The 24556-nt window shown below is 61.4% G+C and carries 10 protein-coding genes; 5 read left to right on the top strand and 5 right to left on the bottom strand.

Annotated features, from left to right (window positions below; translation table 11 throughout):
* The first annotated feature begins 152 nt into the window (after positions 1-152).
* Complete coding sequence (locus E4Z66_RS02715; protein WP_246035855.1) at positions 153-1349, top strand: PQQ-dependent sugar dehydrogenase; 1197 nt, start codon at positions 153-155, stop codon at positions 1347-1349.
* A gap of 32 nt (positions 1350-1381) precedes the next feature.
* Here E4Z66_RS02715 and E4Z66_RS02710 read toward each other — a convergent pair whose 3' ends face one another.
* The 4 genes from E4Z66_RS02710 to E4Z66_RS02695 all read right to left on the bottom strand — a co-directional run bounded on the left by E4Z66_RS02710 (position 1382) and on the right by E4Z66_RS02695 (position 18248).
* On the bottom strand, positions 1382-1768 hold the full coding sequence (locus E4Z66_RS02710) for a hypothetical protein (RefSeq protein WP_136461392.1): 387 nt from the start codon (positions 1766-1768) through the stop codon (positions 1382-1384).
* Between the two features lie 88 nt (positions 1769-1856).
* Positions 1857-5426, bottom strand: coding sequence for a hypothetical protein (locus E4Z66_RS02705; protein ID WP_136461391.1), 3570 nt, complete (start codon positions 5424-5426; stop codon positions 1857-1859).
* Between the two features lie 11 nt (positions 5427-5437).
* A complete protein-coding gene (locus tag E4Z66_RS02700; RefSeq protein WP_168797704.1) occupies positions 5438-17110 on the bottom strand; it encodes a DUF7507 domain-containing protein in 11673 nt (3890 codons plus the stop codon).
* Between the two features lie 430 nt (positions 17111-17540).
* Positions 17541-18248 carry an NAD(P)H-dependent oxidoreductase gene (locus tag E4Z66_RS02695; protein ID WP_136461389.1) on the bottom strand — a complete coding sequence of 236 codons (708 nt, stop codon included), beginning with the start codon at positions 18246-18248 and terminating at the stop codon, positions 17541-17543.
* A gap of 107 nt (positions 18249-18355) precedes the next feature.
* Between E4Z66_RS02695 and E4Z66_RS02690 the strand changes: the two genes are divergently transcribed.
* A complete protein-coding gene (locus E4Z66_RS02690) occupies positions 18356-19282 on the top strand; it encodes a LysR family transcriptional regulator (RefSeq protein ID WP_136461388.1) in 927 nt (308 codons plus the stop codon).
* Here the strand turns inward: E4Z66_RS02690 and E4Z66_RS02685 are convergent.
* A complete protein-coding gene (locus E4Z66_RS02685) occupies positions 19279-19875 on the bottom strand; it encodes a response regulator transcription factor (RefSeq protein ID WP_168797703.1) in 597 nt (198 codons plus the stop codon). The genes E4Z66_RS02690 and E4Z66_RS02685 overlap by 4 nt on opposite strands.
* 571 nt (positions 19876-20446) lie before the next feature.
* On the opposite strand from E4Z66_RS02685, the gene E4Z66_RS02680 reads away from it, so the two are divergent.
* From E4Z66_RS02680 to E4Z66_RS19920, 3 genes are all read left to right on the top strand, one after another.
* A complete protein-coding gene (locus E4Z66_RS02680) occupies positions 20447-21457 on the top strand; it encodes a helix-turn-helix transcriptional regulator (RefSeq protein ID WP_246035852.1) in 1011 nt (336 codons plus the stop codon).
* Positions 21454-22056: a hypothetical protein gene (locus tag E4Z66_RS02675; protein ID WP_136461385.1), complete on the top strand. Its 603-nt coding sequence runs from the start codon at positions 21454-21456 to the stop codon at positions 22054-22056. Before E4Z66_RS02680 ends, E4Z66_RS02675 begins: the two co-directional genes overlap by 4 nt.
* A 107-nt stretch (positions 22057-22163) precedes the next feature.
* Entirely contained in the window at positions 22164-24440 is a 2277-nt protein-coding gene (locus E4Z66_RS19920) for a calcium-binding protein (protein ID WP_136461384.1), read from the top strand.
* Positions 24441-24556: the final 116 nt, after the last annotated feature.

Raw genomic sequence — 24556 nt, 5'->3', positions numbered from 1 at the left:
AGAAGGTGACGAACACACACGAAGCACGAAGGCGGCATAATCCTAGGGAGGAAACTATGCTTCATTCAAGATTCAGTGAACCCTTGCCCCTTGCGGCATCTTTATTGGTTGGCGCGGCCCTGTTTGGCGCCCCGACGCTTGCGCAAAGCGGTATGAATACGACCAACCTGCAATCCGAAGTCGTTCTGGACGGATTGGACAACCCTTGGGACATGGCGTTTCTGGACGACGGCACCATGCTGTTCACCGAAAAATGCAGTGGCCTGTCGGTTCGGATGCCCGATGGAACTGTGAACAAGCTTTACGGCGTGGGCGCGAAAGAAGGCTATCCCGCGAATGGGGAGGATCTGTTTTGCGAAGGTCAGGCCGGGATGATGGGCGTGGCGTTCGATCCCGGCTTTGCCGATAATCGGCGTATCTATGTCTATTCGACCTCGAACATGTCGGACCCGCATACCAACCGGTTGATGCGCTTCACGGTGAATGAGGACTTCACCGCCGTCGCGGACCGGACGGATATCATCGATGATGTGCCCTACAAGATGGCCGCTTCGAACCACCCGTTTGGTGGGCCGGGCGCGCATAACGGGGGCCGTGTGCGGTTCGGTCCCGATGGGGCGCTGTGGCTGACCACGGGTGACACCCATAACGGTCAGGTGCCGCAAAGCCCGACGATGATGGGATCGAAGGTGATCCGCGTCGATACCGACGGCGCGGCGCACCCGGAGAACGCGCCGCCCGAAGGTTTCGACAAGCGCACCTATACATTCGGGCATCGCAACATTCAGGGCATCGCCTTTCACCCGGACACCGGCGCGGCGATCACGGCAGAGCATGGCCCGTGGCATTCCGATGAGATCACGATCCTGAAGAATGGCGGCAATGCTGGTTGGGATCCGCGTCCGAATATGGCGGGGCGCGAGGATTGTCCGGACGATTATTGCGGCTACAGCCCCAATCAGGAAGGCGGGATGAACCGGTATGAGCGGGCAGCCTTCATGCCGATGACCGATTTCGACACCTATCCCGATGCCATGCCGCCGGTCTGGAACAACAATGGCTGGTCACAGGGCACATCTTCGGCCGCGTTTCTTCAGGGCGATGCCTGGGGCGATTGGAACGGCGCGATGGTCGTGGGCATCATGGGTATTGGCTTTGGCGGCACCCCGATCGGTCAGCGCATCGATGTGATCCACTTCAATGAGGATGTCACCGATGTGGAGGACGTGACCGAGATGACCCTTCCCATGGAGACCGGGCGCTTTCGGTCGGTCGTCATGGGGCCGGATGGCAGCCTTTATACCTCGATCGACGAAGGCACGATCTACAAGCTGACGCCGGGCAACTGATACGGGATCAGGCCGTTTGCGGTGCAGGCGGCCTACTCTCCCCAGATTTGCGTCTTGTCGATCTCAAAGCGCTGATCATCGACGCGGATCGTGTAGATCCCCCCTGAAAGCGCCCAGTCGGTATCGGTGCCGACCCCGGACATGGTTGCATTGCCGCGCAAGAACGCCCCTTCCGAAAAGACCAGATACCGCGCGAAGCCGCTAGGGAATGTCACCCGCAGCACCGCAGCGTTGCCTGTCCGCGTGATCTGCGCCGGGCAACGGACAAGCGGCTTGCCCGCATCCTGCGCGCATCGGATCTGCGCAGTGGCATCGAAATCACCCGACCTAGCGCGCTTTCTGGCGCCGGGAATATCGGCCCAAACCGCGACCGGCAGGATCACGGCGAAGGTCAGGGCAAGCAAGGCAGGGCGGTGCATGGCGACAGGTCCATCTGTTGCGCCGCAGTATCGCCCCTGCCCTGCGACGCGGCAAGCCCGCGCCCGGCGCGCCGCCCATCACACCAGTTCAGAACTTGCCGACGATATTCAGGAACACGCCCCGGTCATCATAGGTGACATCCGACAGATCGTCGGAGAACGCCCCATCGTTGAAGCCGACGCCAACCTTGAGGTTATTGCCGACATGGCGATAGGCGGCGGCCAGCAGACCGAACTGCGATCCCACATCCTCGGCCCGCAATTGCCGCGCTTCGAGCAGGAAATCCCATTTATGCACCGCGTGATAGCGCAGGTTCAGCACACCCAATGTCGCGTTGTTGGAGGTGAACACCCCGTCGAAATCCTGTTCCGACCAACGCCCACCGACCTTGCCGCCAACCGTCCAGTTCGGGTTGAGGTCATAAGAGGAATCCAGGCTCAGGATATGCGCCTTCTGCCGCGGTGTGGTCAGGAAGTTGCTGCCCGACGGCGCGGTAAAGCCCGACCGTTCCGTCATGTCATAGACATACTGGTACTTCGCCAGAATGTTCAGCCGGTCGTTATCCACGGGCCGGAAGGCATAGCCAAGGGTCAGTTCGCCATATTCCGCATCCGGGATGGAGGCGCTGGCATTATCCGAGGTCACCCCTTCGATGGCAAAGAGCAGCCGCGCGCTTTCGCTGATCTTGTAGCGCGCGTGGAACGAGCCCGCGATCGTGTCCGCATCCCGGTCCGATCCGCTGGTCAACCCTTCGTCGCGGCGCAGTTCGATCCGCCCGCGCCATGTCAGCCCCTCATCCTCGTAGGTGGCGCCAAGTGACAGCGCCTTACGGTCGAAATCGGTATTGGCGATATCATCCGTCACGCGGCCCAGTTCAAAGGCGGCATCGAATGTCAGACGCTCCGTCGCGACATAATTCGCCCCATAAAGGCTGGTCAGCGCGCGGCGGCTGCCAAACAGATCATAGGAATTCTCGCCCGTGATCGTGACATCCTCGTTGATCTTGCGGGTGGCCCCGGCGACAAAACGGCCCCGGTCCTTTCCGGTCAGGCTCAGCCCGTCCAGTTCGCGGCCCGGATCGAGCGCATAGCCGAAATAGGTCGTGTTGCCGATTTCATCCGCATGGCTGAAGCGAAACTGCGCCCCGGTGCCCAGATTGCCTTCGGACAGTTCGACCAGCGCGGTCCAGTTCTTGGCAAAAGCCCATTCCGCCCCAAGCCCGACACGGTTGTTCCGCTCCAGCCCACCGGACACCTCTGCGGTGCCATGGACATAGCCGTACCAGCGGAAGCGTTCGCTTTCGACCACATCGGCGCGCAGTGCCAGATCGGTGCGCCGCCCGGTATCTTCTGCAAAGCCGGGGCGTTCTTCGTCAGTATGTTCGACGCCGAAGGTCAGACCGACACGTTCGTTGAGCTGATAGCCGACCGCCAGACCGCCTTCGGTGATCTCGCGCCCCGCGCTGTCCTCATAGTGATCGAAGTCGAACCGCAGCGAGACGCGCTCGCTCGGGTCCAGTTCGACGAACAGCCCATAGAGCCGCTCATCATTGGCGCTGCGATAGCTCAGCGTCGAGAATCCCGCCGTGCGGTCCTCGAAATAGCCGCCGATCAGCCCCGGCATTCCGAAGCCGAGTTCCTGCAAATCCGCTTGACCGTTGAACTTGTAGGCCCGGCCATCGCCGGTGATGCCAGAGACGACAGCGCCCGTCAGACCGCCATCGACGGAAATGCTTTCATCGACGCCCCGCCCATCGGTACGCGCGTATTCAAAGCTGAGATATGTCCGATCCGACGGCTGATAGAGGATATCGGCCCCATAGGCATCCTGATCGGCCGTGCCGAGGTCTTCGTGCTGCACCGTCACGCCCAGCCGCAGATCGTCCGTCGCCCATGTTTGCACCCGTCCGCCATAGGAAAAGGTATCCAGATCGGCCAGCGTGGGCGTGTGTTCATAGGTCGCCACCAGATAGGCGTTGTTGTCGCCGCTGGGGCTGGTGGTGATCAGATCGCCATCGCTTGCCGTGCCCGACAGCGGTGTGCGCAGGGTGACAAGCCCCTGCACGTAGTTGATGTCGTAATCCACGCCATAGACCAGCGTCCGGCGCGTGATGACGCGGCCCGTGTCGGGGTCCTGGATTTCCACCTGAAGGGTTTCAGATCCGCGCGTAATATCCTGGAATTGCAGGAAATACACAGAACCGCCCGTCCCCAGGAACACATCGCGCTGCGGCAACGTGTCGGGCTGTGCGCCATAGACCTGCGCCTCGACGCGGGAATGGCCCTTTTCGGTCTGCGCCTTGGACCGGTACACCCCCTGAAGCCCGTAAAGCGTGCGATCATTGCGCAGATATTCGGTGCCGCCAACCTCGGAGCGGAACGTGCCCCAGACCACGTGGCTCGCATCCTTTTCAAGTCGGACATAGAACTTGCCAGAGGTGGGCGCGTCGTCGATCGAGGTACTGTCATCGCCGTAGACGGGATAGTATTCGTCCGGGTCGATGCGGTCGATCAGGCTGCGCGGGTTCTTCTCATCGAGGTTGGAGAAGATATGGCCCAGCTCTTCCTCGCCAGTGTCGAGCGCGGCCGTCAGCAGCACGTCGCCCTTGATCTTGCCCTTCAGGTAAAAGGCAATGCGGCCGGTTTCGCGGTTGCGGTCCACCGGCAGACCGGATGCATCGGCCAGATCGTCGTCGATGGTGTGGTGCAGCGTCAGGTCGACAATACCCACATAGAACAGGTCGTGGGACGGGATCGAGACATCGCGCGACAGCGCCTTGCCCCCGGCTACGTCCACATGCACCAGATGATCGCCCGTGGGCAGGATGCGTTGCAGCACGAACGTGCCGCTCTCGTCGGCACGCACCTGTTCGCCCAGCGTGGTGACGTTGCGCCCGGCACCCATATTGGTGCCGGTGACGGTGACCGCACCGCCATTGACCGGAATGCGCCGGGTATAGGCGGTGTCGATGCCTTCCTCGACCGCGTCGCCGTTTTGCGTGGGGATCAGCGGTGCGCCACGTCCCAGCAGATCGTCCAGCGCCAGCGGCTGCGTTTCGTCGAAGCGCCCGCGCGCGTCATATACGCGATAGCTGTAATAGCGGGTGACGCCCTCGGGCGGGGCCTGCACGGTGACTTCCCCGTTGGGGGACAGCGCCTGCGTGCGGACAACGCGGCCTCGGCCACGGGAGTCGACCTCGACCACGCGAAGCTCGCCGCGCGTGACGAAGGCCGGATAGTTCATCTGGTTGACCAGCCGCACGGTTTGACCCGGCGCTGGCGACCGATCGCCGATCGCGCCCAAAGCCAGACGCGGGCGCACACCCAGACCGTCGAAGGTCACGGCCACATCCGCGCTTTGCAACTGGATGTCCTGCACCCGTTGGCGTGCGCTTCGGCGCGGCGGCCCTGCGGTGATGGTGCCATCCTGCGCCACAGCCGCCCCATCGACGGAGATATCGAAGCCGTCCACCGACAGATCCGGCACATCCTGCGCCCGTTCGGTATTGGGCGCAGCGGGGATCGTCACGGCGATATCGCCCTGACACCCCTGCCCGCCCGGCAAGGCGCAATCCTGCGGATCGGCTGCACGGGGCAGCGATACAAGCGCGGTGCTGAGCAAAAGACATGCAAAGCGGCTGGAATACATAATGTTCACCGTTACTCTCCCTATTGCCGCCGCGTGATCGTCTTTTCGATCGTCAGCTTATAGGTCCCATTCTGCCGCCACATTTGCCGCAGCAATTTCTCTACCGCGCGCATTCTTGCGCGTCCCAATCGAACTTCATCGGGGCTGCTGGCCACATAGGATAGCCGCACGACCGACGATTGTGTCGCCAATGTCCGCGCCAGATTGCGCACCGCGTCTTTCAGCTTTGGCGTCGGCTCCAAACCGGACACAAAGGCCCCGCCGTTCACTGTGATGTCGATCACCCGGCTCAGCGACGCGCCGAAGTTCATCTTGGCGAATTTACCCGCTGTCAGGCGCACCACGCGCGGGTTCTCCGTTGTCAGGCGGTAGCCCGATGGCAGCGTGCGTTCATCCAGTTTCAGGATGAAATTGGTGCCGATCGCGCCGGGCAGTTCCGCGCAAGGTACGTGGAAGCGGCCATGGCTGTCGGTTGTGATCAGCGTGCCGTTGACCGTGGCGATGCGCACGCCGGGCAGACCCGGCTCTCCGGGCAGGTTGGCCGGATCAGCCCCTGCGGCGGCCTTGTTCTTGCCACCCAGGAAGGTCTGGTCCGTCACGCCGGAGGCGCGCTGCGGGCCATCCTGATATCCGTTGCCGTTGATGTCATGGAAAACCGTGCCGATCACATCGGAACAATCGAAGACATGTTCCGGCACGCGGCGCACGGTCGCTTCGGCGCGCGGCGCGATCTGCTCTCCTGTGACCCCGTCGAACAGCGTCGCGGTGTTCACAAGATTGCCCGTCGGCGCGGCAGGGCCGACCCGCGCGGACAGGGTGATGACCATTCTGTCACTGCCCGGCACGAACAAGTCCGTGAAGGACAACCGCTGCCCGCCGATCTCCGGCGTGGCAGTGACACCGTCGATCTGGGCGCTGCCCGGCACATAGATCAACCCTTGCGGCAGGCGGTCCACGACCGTTGCCGGACCGGCAAGGATCGGGTCGGAATTGATCACCTCGATCCGGTAGGGAACGATATCCCCGATCTTCACGTCAACCACACGGTTGGCCACGGCCTTGGTGATGGTCAATGTGCTGATCGACTGATCGGCACCGCGAACCAGCGGGAAGTCCACACCTGTCTGCGTCGGATTGGCAAGGTCCAGCGTATAGGCATCCGACACGCCTGCAACCACGCCGTCGGGGTCGACGAATTGCACCGTGTACGTGCCCGCCGGGAAGCCGGTCATCTCGTAATTGCCATCCGCATCCGTCACCACGCTGTCGACGATGTTGCCATCCTCGTCCAGCAGGTTGACCGTATAGCCCGCGCCAGCGGTCGGATCGTCGGAACCGTCAAGCACCCCATCCCGGTTGGTATCCAGGAATACCGTCCCGCTGATCGACAGCGGCGAGGCCACAAGCGGCAGGTTCAGGAAGGTCGGGTCGTCGCCCGTGCCTGTGCCGGCCGGCTCACCGATGGCGATGATGGTCCCGTCCTCTTCCGCGTCCGGCTGCGAGCCGGTGTCGGAAAGATCGGTGGCCGGGTCCAGCGCGGAGCCGTCCGGGTTCTCCAGCGGCGTGTCCGGAAGCGGACGCCCATCCGTGCCCGTCGCAACCGGCTGACCGGCGACCGTGGCAGTGTTTTCCACCACGCCCGCGTCGAAAATATCGTCCGTGATCAGCAATTCGGCTGTCAGGCTCGCAGTATCGCCGGGTGCCAGCGCGTTCGGGTCCATCGGCGCATCGACCAGGGCCAGAAGCGGATCGCTCAACGTCACCGGCGCCAGGGCGGTATTGCCGGTATTGGTCGCGGTAAAGAGATACACGACCACATCGCCCGCATTGCCCAGAACGAGGTCTTCGTTTTCGTCCACCACTTCCGTGACAGCCTTGACCAGCGTGATCTCGGGCGCGACGTCCGGCAGGTTGAGGATGGTCGGATTGTCCGCGCCATCGGCATCGGGGTCCGCCGTGCTGACCGGGGCGCCATCGGCGTCCAGATCAGGGTCCGTCAACGTGTCGGACAGATCGGTGACCGGCTCCAGCGGTGTGCCGCCAGCATCCAGCAAAGGCGTATCCAGATCTGGGCTGCCATCGGGCAGCGTCGCCACCGGATCACCTGCGGCGGTGGCGGTGTTTTCCACCAGCCCTGCCGCCTGATCGGCTGGCGTGATGCTATAGACCTGCCCGGTCAACGTCGCCTCATCCCCCGGCGCAAGGGCCGTCGGCGTCACGGGCACATCGGTCAGGCCAAGCAAGGCATCGGTGATGCTGACATTGGCAAGGGCCGTGTTGCCGGTATTGGTGACGGTGAAGTCATAGACCACCTCATCGCCCACATCGCCCAGCAGCTCATTGCCGTTCAGGTCGCGCACTTCGGCGATGGATTTGACCAGGGTGATCTCAGGCTCCACCGCGGGCAGAACCAGTTCGGTCGGCGTGTCCGGACCATTCGCAGCAGGATCGGCGGTGGTGACGGGGGCGCCGGCGGCGTCAAGCTCCGGGTCGGTCAGCGTGTCCGAAACATCCGTCACCGGATCAAGCGCCGCGCCGGAGCCATTGACCAGCGGGGTGGCCGCATCCGGCGTGCCGTCCGGCAAGGTCGCCACGGGCAGACCTGCGGCGGTGGCGGTGTTGATGACCTCCCCTGCGGCCTGATCCTGCGCCGTGATGCTATAGACCAGACCGGTCAGCGTGGCGGACGCGTCCGGGGCAAGATCGGCAGGCGCGACCGGCGCATCGACCAGTTCCAGCTTGGCGTCGTTGATCGTGACCCCTGCCAGCGCGGTATTGCCAGTATTGGTCACGGTCAGTTCATAGACCACCTCATCGCCCACATCCCCGAACAGATCATTCCCGTTGATATCGCGCACTTCGATGATCGATTTGACCAGCGTGATTTCCGGCTCGGTCGCGGGCAGGTTCAGAACGGTCGGCGTGTCCGGGCCATCCGCGTCCGGATCAGCGGTGCTGATCGGGGTGCCATCGGTGTCAAGGTCCGGGTCGGTCAGCGTGTCGGAAATATCCGTCACCGGATCGAGCGCGGCACCTGTGCCATCGAGCAGCGGGGTGGCAACATCGGGCGTGCCGCCAGGCAGCGTTGCCACGGGCTGGCCTTCGGTTGTCGCGGTATTCTCGACCTCACCTGCCGCCTGATCCAGCGGCGTGATGGTATAGACCTGTCCCGTCAGCGCGGCGCTGTCATCGGGGGCCAGCGCGCTTGGCGACACAGCCACATCCGTTAGACCCAGCTTGGCATCGGTGATGGTGACACCCGACAACGAGGTATTGCCGGTGTTAGTCAAGGTCAGGTCATAGACCACTTCGTCGCCCACATCGCCAAACAGCCCGTTACCGTTGATGTCGCGCACTTCGGCAATGGATTTGACCAGCGTCAGTTCAGGCATGACCGGGGGCAGGTTCAGCTCTGTCGGGGTGTCCGAACCGTCGCCGCCAGGATCGGCGCCGATTACCGGCACCGGATTGCCATCCGCGTCCAGATCCGCGTCAGTCAGCGTGTTGGAATCGTCGGTCACAGGCTCATAGGCAGCGCCGGTCGCGGGATCGATCAGCGGTGTGCCGGGATCGGGCAACCCGTCAGACCCGGTCGCCACAGGTTGACCTTGGGTGGTGGCGGTGTTGATCACCTCGCCCACACCCTGATCCAGCGCCGTGACGGTATAGACCTGACCGGCCAGCGTCGCGCTGTCGCCCGGCAGCAGATTGGCCGGGGTCACGGCGACATCGACCACGCCAAGCTTGGCATCGGTGATCGTCACCCCTGCCAGCGCCGTGTTGCCGGTGTTGCGCACCGTGAGGTCATAGACGATTTCATCGCCCACATCGCCAAAGAGCCCGTTGCCATTGATGTCGCGCACCTCGGCAATCGACTTGGCCAGCGAAATTTCGGGGCCATCGGCAGGCAGGTTCAGCAGCGTCGGCGTATCGGTCCCGTCGGCATCGGGCGCGGCCGTGCTTACTGGGTTGCCATCGGCGTCCAGATCTGGGTCCGTCAGCGTGTCGGACGTATCGTTCACCGGATCAAGCGCGCTGCCGCTGGCATCCAGCAAAGGCGTGCTCGGATCGGGGTTGCCCGTGACCGGATCGGTCGCAACGGGCTGACCTTCGGTGGTGGCGGTGTTCTCGACCTGGCGCGCGGCCTGATCCAACGGGGTGATGGTATAGACCAACTGCGACAGCGTGGCCGATGTCAGCGTGGCGCTGTCACCAATGCCCAAATCCGCCGGGCTGACCGGAACAGCCGTTAGGCCCAACTTGGCATCCGTTACAGTTACGCCCGCCAGCGCGGTGTTGCCCGTATTGGTGACGGTCAATTCATAGGTCACCTGATCGCCCACATCGCCGAACAGACCGTTCCCATTCACATCCGTCACATCGGTGATGGATTTGACCAGCGTGATTTCCGGCGCGATTTCCGGCAACGTCAGCAGCGTCGGGCTATCAGTGCCGTCTGCATCCGGGTCGGCGACGCTGACAACGGCGTTGCTTGCGTCAAGATCCGGCTCGGTCAGCGTGTCCGAGGTATCGGTGACGTCATCCAGATCGTTGCCATCGGCATCCACCAGCGGCGCGCCCGGCAACGGCAGGTTCCCCGGCCCGGTTTCGACCGGATCGCCAGAGGCTTGGGCGGTGTTTTCCACTTCGCCCGCGCCCTGATCCTGCGCCGTGATGGTGTATAGCGCCGGCGACAGGGTCGCCACGCCGCCCGGCGGCAGATCGCCCGGCGTCACAGCCACATCCGTGAGGCCCAGCTTGGCATCGGTGATCGTGATCCCGGCAAGGGAGGTATTGCCCGTGTTGGTCACGGTCAGAAGGTATTGAACCGTGTCCCCAACATCGCCGAAAAGCCCGGTGCCATTGGCGTCAAAGACCTGAACGATCTCTTTTTCCAGCGTGATTTCAGGATCGACCGGCGGCAGGTTCAGCAATGTCGGATCGTCGCTGCCATCGCTGCCGGGGCTGGACACGCTGACGGGATTACCATCGGTGTCCAGATCGGGTTCTGTCAGCGTGTCCGAAGTATCCGTTACCGGATCAAGGTCACTACCATCCGGGGCTTGCAACGGGGTTGCCGGATCGGGGGTGCCGTCCGGGTTGGTCACGACCGGCTGACCGGAGGTGGTTGCGGTGTTCTCCAACTGGCCGCCCGCCTGATCCTGCGCCGTGATGATATGGGATGTGCCGTTGAGCGTTGCCGACTCCGTCGGTGCCAGATTGGCCGGGGTCACGGGCGCATCTGCCAGACCCAGCATCGCATCCGTGACGGTCACCCCGGCAAGGGACACATTGCCCGTATTGGTGACGGTGAAGTTATAGATCACCTCGTCGCCCGCATCCCCGAACAGGCCATTGCCATTCAGATCGCGTAGTTCGGCGATGGATTTCACGATCGTGATCTCCGGGCCGGTGGGCGGCAGCTTGACCAGCGTCGGATCGTCGGCGCCCCCGGCGGCAGGATCGTCCACATCATCGACCGAGCCATCGGCATTGATGTCGGGATCGGTCAGCGTGTCGGAATCGTCGGTAACATTGTCCAGATCAGCCCCGGTGGCATCGACCAGCGGCTGGCTCGGGTCCGGTACATTGCCGGGACCTGTCGCGACGGGATTGCCCTCGGCCTCGGCGGTGTTCTCCACCACCCGGTCGGCCTGATCCTGCACCGTGATCATATAGGTCAGCCCGGACAGCGTGATCTCATCACCCGCGGCCATGTTGCCGACATTCTGGGACACGCCCAGCAGCGCATCCGTCACCATCACATCGGCCAGCGACGTGTCGCCCGTATTGGTCACCACCAGCGAATAGGTGATGGTGTCCTCGGCGTCGCCAATCAGACCGTTCATGTTGGTGTCGGCCACCATGTCAACGCGCTTGGTGATCGTGATCCCCGCCTCTGGCGTGGGCAGGTTCAGCACTGTCGCGGTGTCATCACCATCTGCCGCCGGATCGTCCGTGGCCACCACATTGCCATCGCCATCAAGATCGGGGTCGGTCAGCGTGTCAGACGTGTCCGTCTCATCTGGCAGTGGCGCGCCCGTGTCATCGACCAGCGGCGTGCCAGCATCCGGGGTGCCATCGGTATTGGTCGCCACCGGAGTACCAGAGACTTCGGCGGTATTGACCACTTCGCCCTGTGCCTGATCCAGCGGGGTGATGGTGTAGGACTGATCTTCGATCGCGCCGGAATCGCCCGGAGCAAGGTTGGCCCCGGTAGAAGGCGCGGTCAGCGCCGCGTTGGTCAGCCCAAGCTTGGCATCGGTCACACGCACATTGGCAAGCGAGGTGATGCCCGTATTGGTCACGGTCAGGTCATACAGAACCTCATCCCCGGCATCGCCCAGAATACCGTTCCCGTTGGTATCGGTCACCTGCGTGATCGCCTTGGTCAGTTCGATCCCCGGCGTCAGGCTGACGCCCGTTTCGGCGGTGTCCGGTTCGGTTTCCAGCGTGGTTCCGCCGGGCACATTGCCGGTGGCATCGGCCTCGTTCAGGATGGCATCGGTGGGGCTGGCGGCAGTAAGGAAATTCGCCGCATCGGTGGCGTCCAATGTGTAGGTGCCGGTGAAGGTCGCCTCATCCGTCGGGCTCAGATCGGTGGCGTCGGTGGTCGTGAAGACAACCGGGCCGTTGCTGGCGGCGACACCGCCGAATTCCGGGCCGGGATCGGTCACGGCAACATCGGTGATGTTGGTATTGCCGGTATTGGTCACGACCACCTGATATTCGATCGTGTCGCCTGCGGCAGGCGGTTCGGACAAGGTGTCGGACAGGATGGTCTTTTCAAGCGACAGTTTCGCGACGCGCGGCAGCGTCGCCACCGTGGGGTCATCGGGATTGTCGTCGCCATTGTAATCGGTGCCGTTGTTGACCGCCGTATCATCCGAGAAATCGGAGATCGGATCGCCGTACACATCCGTGGCCGTCACCGTCGCGGTGTTCTGCACAAAGCCGGTATCGATGTCGTCCTGCGTGATCGCATAGGTCGCCGTGTAGGTAATGGCCCCACCCGGTGCGAGATCGGGCAGATCGCCCTGCCCGTCGATATCGGCCCCGCCCGCGGGCGCGCCGATCACCGGCGGTGTGCCAGTGCCGGTAAAGGCAGGCGGAGTGCCCGCCGCTCCGGGGGGTGTTTCGATCACGTTGATATCGAAAATATCGAACTGATTGGGGTTACGGACCACATAGGTATAGGTCAGCAATTCCCCCGCGACAGGTGCGGCCGGGTCGGCAAAGGCGCTTGTATCGACGGTCTTTTCAAGTTCGACCGTGGACAGGAATTCCACGTTGACGGGCGTCGGATCATCCTCATTCGCGTCATCAGCGGACCCGTCGCCATCCGCATCGGGATTGGCCCCGTTGTCAGAGGTGTCCGCCAGCAACGGATTTGTCGCGCTGGTCTGACCGGACAGCACCCCTTCGCCCGTGACAGTGGCGGAGTTTTCGTATTGCGGCGTGCCGGTGGGCAGCGGGTCTGTCGGGTTGACCCGGACTTCGAATGTCAGAACACAGCTGCTTTCGGCCGCAATGGTCGCACCGGAGAGCGCGATGATATCTGCGCCCTCCCCCGTGAAGGTCGCGGTGCCGGTGCCACAATCTGCGGCCGGCGGTGTAAGCACCATGTAGCTGCCCCGCGACATATCGGCGGCGGTGGTTCCGGTCGTATAGGCCCCAAAAGACGGCGCCGCGCCGGTCAGAACATCGCTGACTTCAACGCTGTCCACCGCTTCGAGACTGAAGTTCTGAATGACAAAACGGAACGGCACATCGAACGTGCCATCGGGATTGAGCGCAGGCGTTCCCTGTACGGCCTTGGCCAGACCGATCCGCGCTTGTGGCACGATGGCGAAATCCCAGTTCGACGCATCCTCGTTACCGCCAAGAACGATCGTGGGGCTGGTCAGATCGGTGTAAAGCGGGCCGCCAGTGGTGCCGGGCGTGTTCTGGCCGTCGGTCTGATAGGCTTCGGTGATCGGACCGCGTGTGATGGTGTATTCGCCTTCGGGCAGCAGGCCGAACGAATAGGTGCCATCGGTTGTCGTGATCACGCGGTCGACGGAGTTCCCGTTCAGGTCGGTTCCGGTCAATGTCAGCGTGACCTCTTGGACATTGCTATCCCCCGGATCCTTGGTTCCGTCATCGTTGAAGTCGCGGAAAATCTCGCCCGAGATTGTCCCGCTATTCACCACCACGGTGCCGGTGCTGTCGTTATTGTCCGGGTCGGCGTCAAAGCTGCCGGTGGCCTCGACCGAGGCGGAGTTCGAGAAGGTCTGCGCATCCGTGGTTACGGTAACGACGCGGACCGGGACGGTGATTTCCAACACCTCGCCGATATCCATCGTCCCCGGCACACCGCCTGCATCCCCCAGTGTACAGGTAAAGCTGGTGCTGCCCTCGGTGCCGGTACAGGTGCCCGCGCCCGGCGCCACGACAACCGGTGTGGCGGTCAGGATCATGCCAGAGGGCAGGTTATCGGTCAGAACCGTCCCATCGGAGTTGCCGTAAGGCACGGAATCATCTTGGTAATTTTCAACTTGGATCGTCCAGCTGAAATCCTCGCCCAGATTGACAGGATCGCGGTCTGCCGTCTTGGAGTTCACCCGAACATCGACCAAGGAACGCACCGTGGTGGTCTGACCGATCTGATCGTTACCGGTATTGGTCTCATAGAACTCCGAATTATCGGCAGAAACCGTCGCCATGTTGGTGGCCGAACCTTTCGTATCCCCCTTGGCGACGATCTGGAAACTGGCGGACTCGCCTGCGGCCAGATAGGCAACGCTACACGTTACCTCCACGCCCAGATTGCCGAATCCGGAATTGGCGGGCGCTGTGCCTGGGTCCGTCACCGCGCAGGTGACGCCGTCGCCATCGATGAAACTGGAGAACCCAAGCCCGCTGGCAGGCATCTGATCCACGATCACCACGTTTTCCGCCGCAGAAGGGCCGCCATTGGTGGCCGTAATCGTGTAGGTCGTCTCGCCGCTGATTGGCAGCGGGTCCACGTCATCTGTCTTGTTGATCAACAGATCGAATGCCGGCTCGATGATATCGACAACCACCGTGGCGCTGTTATTGCCTGTATCCGTCTCTGCGGTGGTGGTTTCGATCTCCACATCGTTGGTCAGCGACGGATCGGGCGGCGTATTGCCCAGCGTCGCGTTATTCGGGCGGACAAGAATGCTGACGGTCTGTTGACCACCGCTGCCGATGATGGCCCACTCACACACCACATCGTTGTTGCTGCCATCGGTCGTATCGCCCGCCGCCAATGCGGTTGTGCAGGTGCCGCCGCCGGATGCAGAGGCCGAAACGAAGGTGACATCGTTCGGCAGCGTATCGGTGATCGACACATCGCGCGCCGGGCTCAGGATGATCCGTCTGCCTTCGGCATCTACCGGCTTGTTTTCCGCCGTCACGACGTACAGCAGATCCTGCCCGATGGAGGCCGGGTTCGGCGTCGCGGTTTTGGACACGGTGACGTCGGTCTGGTTCGTCATCATGTAGGACGCCGAACTGGTGTTGTTGTCCGGATCGGAATCGGCGGTGATCGTGCTGATCACCTTTGCCGTATTCGTTCGCGTCCAGGCATTGCCACCGGGACGAACACCGATGGTGATGGTCGGGCAGTCCACACCGGCCGTACATTCGGGCAGCACTGCAATGTTACAGGTGACCGAGCGCCCGCGCGAGCCTGCTGCGGCGCTGTCACAGGTCATGCCCGTGGTCCCTTGCGGATCGAAGCTCAAGGATTCCAGGCCGCCACCGGCCCCAGCGATATTGTTGATCAGATCCCTGACCTCGTCGGTGACGACCACGCCTTCCGCGTTCACGGGCCCGGACGCCGGAAGAACCGGGCCGTTATTGAGCACTTCGATGGTGAAGGTAACCACCTCGCCAGAGGGTACGGTCGTCGGCCCGTCGACGGTCTTGATCACCGAGACATCCGGCGACACCGCGCCGCCCTCGCCCGTGACCGTATACGCAATGATGTCGTTCGGGCTTTCGAGGTCTTCGATATTCGCGACCGGCGCGCTGACCTGAAGCGTGTTCAGCAGTGGCCCGGTGGTGGTTGGCGTGACCCCGGTGATGACCGCTGGCGTCGTCTGGCCGGGCAGCAAGGGATCGGATTCGGTGTAGGTGATCTGACACGTGATCACGACCGGCCCGGTTTGCGGCGCGGCGGGCGAACAGCTCCACCCGTTGTCGATGACGCTTGTGTAATCGGCACCGGCGGGGATCGTGTCTTCCAGTTGCAGCGTGCCATAGAAGGCCGCATTGCCCACATTGGTCGAACTGATGGAGAAGTCGTATTCACTGCCGACGGCAACCGGCTCTGTCGGGCCGGATTTATTGGCCTGATGGTCCACAACCGGGTTTTCTGCGATAACGCCGCCATCATCCGCCGTGTTGTTTGCAGGGTTGGGGTCCACCGGGCCTGCCGACGAAATCGTGGCTTCGTTGGCGACATTGACGCCGCCGGTATCTTCGATGACCAGAACCTCGATGGTGATGTCGCCCAACGAGATATTGGCCCCTGATCCGGAGCCATTGGCCTGCGTACAATCGATCACGTTTCCGGTCGACGCGCTACAATCCCAGCCTGTGCCCGCCGTATCGATACTGGTGACAGAATAGACCACCGGAACCACGTCGATGATCTGCACGTCCTGCGGATCGTCACCGGTATATTCGGAGGTCAGCGTGAAGGTCGCGGTCTCCCCCACCAGCAATTCATCGTCACTGATGGACTTGCCGATAGAAAGGTCCGACCCGGCCGTGACCGTGGTTTCGATGCTCGCGATGTTGTTGGAGCCGTCCCCATCCGCCGGAGAGCCGTTGGTCACAGCGCCCGAAGGCGTCACCGCAGACCCGTTCGCTGCGGAAAGTTGCCCCTGGAATGTGATATCGACCGTTTCGTTGACCCCGATCACGCCCGGAATGCTACATTCGTAATTCCCGCCGCTCAGAATACAGCCCGACGGCGGTGTGATATTTTGCAGCCCCGAGGGCACGGGAAAGACGAAATCGAACCCGTTGGAATCGTTCGGGCCGTTGTTTTCTGCCGTAAACACATAGTCCACCACCGTCCCTGATGGCGCGGTGCTGGGTCCAGTGACGGTCAGTTCGATATCGGCGCCCGCCGTTACCGTCGTCTGCTGGGACGCGCTGTTGTTGCCGCCGTTGGCATCCCCGGCGCTGGGGATGCTGCCGCTGAACGTGGGCGAGCCCGCCCCAGAGGTTTCCACTTGAGGCAGGAAGGTCTGCGCGCTACCGGCGTCGATCGGCGGCACATCACATGTCACGGAGGCGTCTGGCACACCAAGCGTCACACAGTTCAGCAACCCGCCCCCATCGACCATCGTGGTCCCGGCGCCAACGGTGAAGGTAATGGTGGTTGGCCCGGCATTGTTGCTGGCGCCAAAGGCGTCATTCCGAATTTCGACTTCGTAAACCAGCGTGCTGCCTGCGGGCAGACCGTCCTGGCCGGGATCCTCGATCCCCAATGCCCAATCGGGCAAAGCAAAAGCGGGACCGGCAAGAAGCGTGAAAAGAGCGAAAAGATAAGCCAGAAGCCGCGCGCGTTTGCGTCCCGATCGTGTCAGGCTGGCCTTGTCTGATCCACATTCCGCCGGACGCATCGCGACCGACTGTTGGGAATTCGACGTTTCACTCGTTAACCGTATCATGGACTGCAACCCTGTACCCATTCCTGCCGCCAGTCTTTGACGCCAACAGCGGAACGGCTGTGACTCTTATCTGCCTCGCAGCATCGTGATGGGCCGAAAGAAAAAAAGGTTAACGAAAGGTTGCTTGGTCGACTTTTTTGCAGAATAATTTTTAAGCAGACGTTTTTTTGTTTACTCTCAATTACATGCAAACACATCCTAATGTGCGATGTGGCGAAAAAAACACGGGGGAACGCGCCGGTAGATTTCCCCTTGGGCTGGACGCCGCCTAACTTCTACCCACTGCGACGATTCGGCACACTGGGATTCGGATAACGCCACCACCAAGGGTTGCGCCGTCTTCCCTTACGTCATTGGGCAGAAAAAAGCCCGCGCATCAAACATGCGCGGGCTTGCATCAAGCGGAAAATTTAACGGTTAGCGTGATGCCTTAGAACCAGGTGACGGTATCTTCAACCGACCGGCGCGTCTTGTCGAAGGCAGGCTCACCGGCGCGATAGCCGAAGCCGAACATCACTGCCGGACGCCAGGCATTCGTGTCGATGCCGAACTCCTGCTCCAGCACCTGTGTCGTTTTCTCCATGTCGAACCCTTCCATCGGGCAGGAATCGATGCCCATCAGGGCACCGGCCGTCATCATATTGGCAAGCACGATATACGCCTGTTTGCCCGACCAATCGAGGATTTCGCGATCCGTCGTGATGTTGTGATCGGTGCTTTGGAAGTTGCCATACGCGCCATTGAACATGCCGATCACGTCTTCCGGCAGATACTTCACCTCGCGGTAGAAGTTCTGCAAATAGTCGGAGCCCGCTTTCATCGTCTCGGCTGTGCTTGCAAGGATGATGCCGAAATGGCTCGCTGTGCCAAGCTGGCCGTCCGTGCCGCTCATCATGCCGTTCGCGCCCCACGAGAACGGGCGGAAGAGTTCGCGTTTTTCCGGCGTTTGGATCACCAGAATACGGAACGGTTCGTGCCCGAAGGATGTGGGCGACAGTCGGCCGGCCTCCAGGATGGTTTCGAACTCCCCATCGCTGATCTTGCGCTCTGCGTCGAACAGCTTGCAGGCGTGACGAAAGTTGAAGGCGTCGGTGATCTGCTTTTGCACATCTGCGTTGATTTGGGTGATCGCGTTCATTTCAGGCTCCATAAAGAGATGCTGTGTCTGAAGGCTAGATATCACCGGCTGGTTTCCATAAAATCCGCCAAGTCACGAGTACAGTATTCGGCTATTGGAGATAATCGATGGACATCCAGTGTCTCAGGCTTTTTGTGCGGGCGGCAGAGCTTCTGAATATTAGCGCCGCGGGCCGGGAACTGGGATTGGCCCCCGCCGTGGCAAGCGCTTGGATTGCCAAACTGGAGGGCGATCTTGGCGCACAATTGCTGCACCGCACCACGCGCAAGGTTTCCCTGTCGCTGGAAGGGTCGGATTTCCTGCCCTACGCGCGGGAGATTTTGGCGCAGGCGGATGCGGCTCGCGCGGCGCTGGGCGGATCGGATACGGGGCCGCAGGGCACGTTGCGCTTTGCCGCGCCCAGCAGTTTCGCGCAATTGCACATCATGCCGCTTTTGCCGGAGTTCAACACGCTTTACCCCGACCTGACGTTGGATTTGCGCCTGTCGGACACGCGGTTCGACGCGATCGAAGGCAGTTTCGATCTGGCGCTGCGCAGTGCGCCGCTTGCCGATAGCAGCCTCAAAGGTCGCAAACTGGCCGATGATACGCGCGTGATCTGCGCCGCGCCGGGCTATCTGCAAAGCCATGGCACGCCTCAAACCCCCAAAGACCTTGCCGGGCACAAATTCATCACATGGAAGACCAAGGCGCCGCGCGAAATGATCAATGCCGGGGGCGATACCTTCATGCTGGATCCTGCCGCCCTGACCTGCCGGGCCATTCTTGACGATGGGACCGCGCAGCGCGCGGCGACGCTGGCAGGTGCGGGGCTGTCGATCAATTCGCTCTGGAGTGTGGCCGACGACATCGCGGCCGGACGACTGCACCGGGTGTTGCCGGAATGGCGGCTCAACGATCAATCGGTTCTATGGCTGGTCTATCCCAAGTCGAATGTGCTGACGCCGAAAACCCGGCTGTTCATCGACTTTCTGATCGAGCGGCTGGGACAGCGCCGCGACTGGAGCGAGGCTACGCGCCCCCTGCCCGCCTAGTTCTGGCGCGTGGCCCACATGGCGGCCTGCGTTCGGTTACGCACACCGATCTTTCGAAAGATCGACCGCATATGCACCTTTACGGTGGAATCGCTGATGCCAAGATCGCGCGCGATTTCCTTGTTGGACTGACCGCCCAGTATACGCTCCAACACGGTTTCTTCGCGCGATGACAGCTGCGGCGTGCCATGATCATCATCCCTGCAATTCTCATGCGTCACCCGTTTCACCTGTATCCCGGATGTCGGCGCGCGCGCGGGCGGCACAAGGCGATACCCTTCGGACAGGGCTGGCAGCGAAGCCAGGATCAGGCTGATGGGCTTGTCGTCCGGGAAAATCCCGTTGACGCAATCGCCGACATCGCGGACCAGCTCTTGCTCCAGCCGGGTCGGACATACGATCGCTATGGCAAGATCTGGCCGATGCCCGCGTAATTCACGCAGATTTGCGCAGAAATCATTTTCGGTGGACCGACAGATGATCACGACAACGGCCTCTGCTGGGAGGCTGTCGCCGCCAGAAAGATCGTCAAGGATTGTCGAAACCTCATGGCCTGCATCATCAACCGCTTGGGCGATAAGGTCACGGAACATCCCCGCAGAGGATATAATGTTTATAAGCATTTCAATACAAAAGAAAATTTATCAACGCGCCCAGAAAAAAGCGCTTTTAAATCGTCCCCACTCGTCTGAAAGAATATTCGCCGTTTGGGCTTCGGGCAACCACTTTCGGGGAAGCAGTTTTGCCCTATTCGGTCATGGTGCGAGGGGCATCTGGGCCGCGAATCGCATGGTCACGCGGGGTAACATGTTGTTTTGACAACACCTTCTTTAGCAGCAGATCGGACAAGACTTGCGCGGCCTGGGCGCGAAACTTTCTTACCCGGCCAAGCGGACTACGCCTTTTGCGTCCCTCATGGCGGTTGGGACTACGCCTATTGGGGGAGGTTCCTGCCTCTTTCCGGGGAGTTTGCGCCAATATCCGCCGACCGGTCTACGCTGCCTGAGGGACAGACAGCCCCTGACAAACTGCTACGCTTGGACACGTTTCGAGGAAAGTTTTTTCCATTTTAGCAACACATGTCGATTGGGGTGATCGATGCTGGGAATGTGTTCAGAGCCAATTTTGGCGCGCGCGGCGACGTCCGGCGTTTTACACAGATTGATGTCTGCGATTTCACAACATGCGATTGCAGAAATAGACTTGGGCGACAGCGTTTTGACGCTGACGACGCAGGACGGGCACGGGCCTTTCAGGTTGGATGCGGTAACGCCTCCGGCCCTCGAGGACCGTGTCGGCGTTCGGTCTTTGACGCAGGACGTTGTGCCACCGGCAGAGGCCTGCGCGCTTTGCGAGGCGTTTGTGCTTGGGGCACCGGGGGCGCTTGAGGCTGATGGTGGCCCACAGATCGGAAGCGATCCGGTTTGGCATCGCTTCACGCTGCATCTGACCAATGGGCGGACCGACCGGGTCACGCTGCGTCTGGATGCGCCCGACACGCTGGAGACGGCCTGTACCTATCTAAAGTGCGTCTGGCCGGTATTGCGTCAGGACTGCCTGAACGCGCCGCAAAGCACGGACATGGCTGAGGTCGATCCCTTTGGCCCGGCTTGGAATTTGCTGGACCGGGTGGACATGGCGATGATCTTGCTGGATCGGCGCTGCCGGCTGTACCGCCTGAATGTCGCCGCGCGCGAGATGTTGGATGCGGGCCAGCCCATTGCGCGTGATCGTGGCAGCATCGGGCCAAGCAATCCCGACGATCAGGCCGCGTTCAAGACCGCCGTCCGGGCCATGGCAACCGCCCGCGACACCGATGGCCACGTGGTCTTTCTGACCTCACCCGAGGATGGACGCCGCATGCCGCTGACGCTGTCGCGCTATTTCCATCACGGTGTTCCGACACAATACGTTCTGGCGATGGTGCCGGTCCCCCCCTCGCCCGCGCGGGTCGAAGACCTTGTCCGGCAGATGGGGCTGACCAGTTCCGAAGCACGGGTGGCGGCGCTGCTGCAATTGGGGCTGAGCAACCGCGAGGCGGCAAAGATCGCGGGCGTTCGGCCAGAGACTTTCAACACATATGCCAAGCGGGTTCTGAACAAACTGAATGTCAGTTGCCGCACAGAGATGGCGCAGATGCTGACTTGGCAAGCCGCAGGAGGGCGTTCGGCATGAACCAGATCACAGGAAATCCCAATTTGGAGGATGACACGGCGGTCAAGGATGCGGATGACGCGCTGTCGCGGGCCACGGCGTCTGCCAGCGATGATGCGGCAGCGGAAGAGACCGATGCCGCGGCGGATGCGTCTGAAAACGCCGCGCCCCCGGACAAGACGGGCGCTGGCGACAGAAAACGCAGCCCGCCCGCGACCCGACAGGATCTCATCGAACTGCATTCGCGCATGGTCACGATGTTCAAGACGCTGAACCATGGCCTGGGCGAAATGGCGATGAAGACGGCTGAACGCGATCGCAAGGAATTATGCGATCGGATCGAGATCGTCGAAAAATCTTTGGACAGTGTCGAAGCGGCGTTGCGAGTCGAGTTGACACCGCAAATTCAATCCATTTTGCGAAGCGAATTGACGGCTTCGCCAGCAAAGAAAGGAGGCAATATATTCCGTATGGTGAGCGGTGTGGTTGTTGCCATCGCACTTGTGGTCGCGGGTTCTGTATTTAGCGCCGATATTCAGCCACTTACATCTTCTGCGACTGGCTATTTGCAACCATTGGTAGACCAAATCACCCCCATTTGGGGGCATTTTTCAAACTAGTTTTCTTATTCACTTAACGTATCGGGCTGGGTGATTCAGGAGGAGCATTTTTCCAAGACCTGAGTTGGCTTTGATACCGGTAATTTTTCAACCGAAAGGAAAGAAAGATGGCTACTCAATTTAATCCGTGGGACATTTGCGATCCCGAATTTGAAGAAATTGATCTGAGTAAGGCGTCCGGGAACAACGGCGTCACTGGTTACGGTACTGTGGGCGACGATCAGGTCGATATGCGCCTCGACGCGATGCCGGACAACTACGATTCCGATATCGGGGATGATGTGGTCGTCGGTAACTCCGACAACAACTACATCACGACTGAAGAAGGCTGCGACGTGGTCTGGGGTTGGGACGGTGACGACCTGATCAATGGCGGCGCCGACAAGGACGTGCTTTATGGCGACGATGCCGATTCCGACGGTGATGTGATCGGCGATCCCGATTACGACGACGGCAATGACCTGATCTATGGCGAAGGCGGTGACGACCTGATCTATGGTGAAGGCGGCAACGACGATATCGACGCGGGCGCCGACCATGACACGGTCTATGGCGGTTCAGGGGATGACGAAATCCTCGGTGGCACCGGCAATGACTACATCGAAGGTAATTCCGGCAATGACGTCATCATGGGTGACGACAATGACGGTTACCAATACGACGATGGCAACGACTTCATCCTTGCCGGCTCCGGCGATGACTGCGTTGACGGCGAAGGCGGCGATGACTGCATCTTCGGCGAAGACGGCAATGACACGCTCTACGGCAATTCCGGCGATGACGACATCAGCGGTGGCACCGGCGATGACCGTATTGCGGGCGGCACCGGCAGCGATTTCATTGATGGCGATGAAGGCGATGACGAGATCTTCGGCGACATCCGTCAGGGCACGGAAACCGACCTTGATATCGGTTCGGACACGTGGTCCGGCGTCAAGTTCGAATTCATCGGCGCGGCGGATGTGATCTTTGCCGGGACCGGCGATGACTGGGCCGATGGCGGCGCGGGCAACGACGAAATCCTGGGCGAAGAAGGTCAGGACCGTCTGTTTGGTGGCCGTGGTGAGGACTATGTCGACGGCGGGTCGGGCGATGACTCCATCAATCTCGGGCATGAATCCGACCTCGGTCTGGGCGGCTCCGGTGATGACTGGATCCTTGGCGCATCCGGCGATGACATCATGTTCGGTGACTCCGGCTTTGGCCTGGCGGGGCAATATACCCCCAGCTGGACCGCAAGCTGCTTCGACCACGAAGGCCTCAGCTATGACGAAGGCGAAGACGGCTGCGATGTCATGGGCGGCGGCGGCGGCAACGACATCATGTATGGCGAAGGCAAGCATGATGAAATGTGGGGCAACAAAGGTGACGACACCATGTATGGTGGCACCGGCGATGACCTCGTCAAAGGCGGCAGTGGCAACGATTACCTTGAAGGTAACGAAGGCATGGACGTCATGTGCGGTGATGCCGGCGACGACGAAATGTACGGCAATGACGGTAACGACTACATGTATGGCGGCACCGGCAATGACGACATGGAAGGCAATGCCGGCGACGACCGCATGAAGGGCAATTCCGGCAATGACGAGATGTACGGGAACGACGGCGCTGACACGATGTTCGGTGGCGCGGGCTACGACTACATGGAAGGCAATGCCGGCAATGACTGGATGTGCGGCGAAGGCGACGACGATACCATGTATGGTAACGACGGCGACGACGACATGTGGGGTAACGCCGGTAACGACTACATGCGCGGCAACGACGGCAACGACGAGATGTGGGGCAACCGCGGCGACGATACGATGTATGGCGACGCCGGTGTTGATACCATGTACGGCGGCAACGGCAATGACTGCATGAAGGGCGGCGACGACGACGATTACATCAGCGGCGGCCTTGGCATGGACGATATTGACGGCGATGCCGGCAATGACGCCCTGTACGGTGATGGCGGCGACGACTTCCTGCATGGCGGGACCGGCGACGACGTGCTGACCGGCGGCGCTGGTGGTGACGTCTTCGAGGTTCACCTGACCTGGGATGGCCTGTCCTTCTCGTCTGCCGATGGCAATGACGTTGTCACGGACTTCGACTTCAACAACGACAACGATGTGGTCACCTTCGTCATCGAAGATCAGACCGGTTCGACGTCCGATACCGATGCGTTCAACGCCCTGACCGGGGCAACGAGCGTGGTCGATAACGGCACCGACACCGTGATCTCGGTGGGCGGCGCGACCCTGACCTTGCTCGGGATTGCAGCGAACGCTCCGTTCAACTTCGACAGCCTTGAGACGATCAATGACTGGACCGATGGCAACCACCAGTACGAAGCCATCGACATCATCGTCAACGAAGGCGCTCTTGTCGAAATCTGATCCGGTCAACCGGGTATGAGATTGGCAGCCGCGTGCATTACTTCGCGGCTGCCACGCAAATCGGTCGCGCCGGATCGGGCCCTTTCCCGAACCTGCGCTTCCGGGGCCCTGGCTCG

Source organism: Aliishimia ponticola (assembly GCF_004803475.1).
Lineage (GTDB): Bacteria > Pseudomonadota > Alphaproteobacteria > Rhodobacterales > Rhodobacteraceae > Aliishimia > Aliishimia ponticola.
Note: the sequence above shows the minus strand (reverse complement) of the source record. Positions and strands in the feature narration are given on the sequence as shown.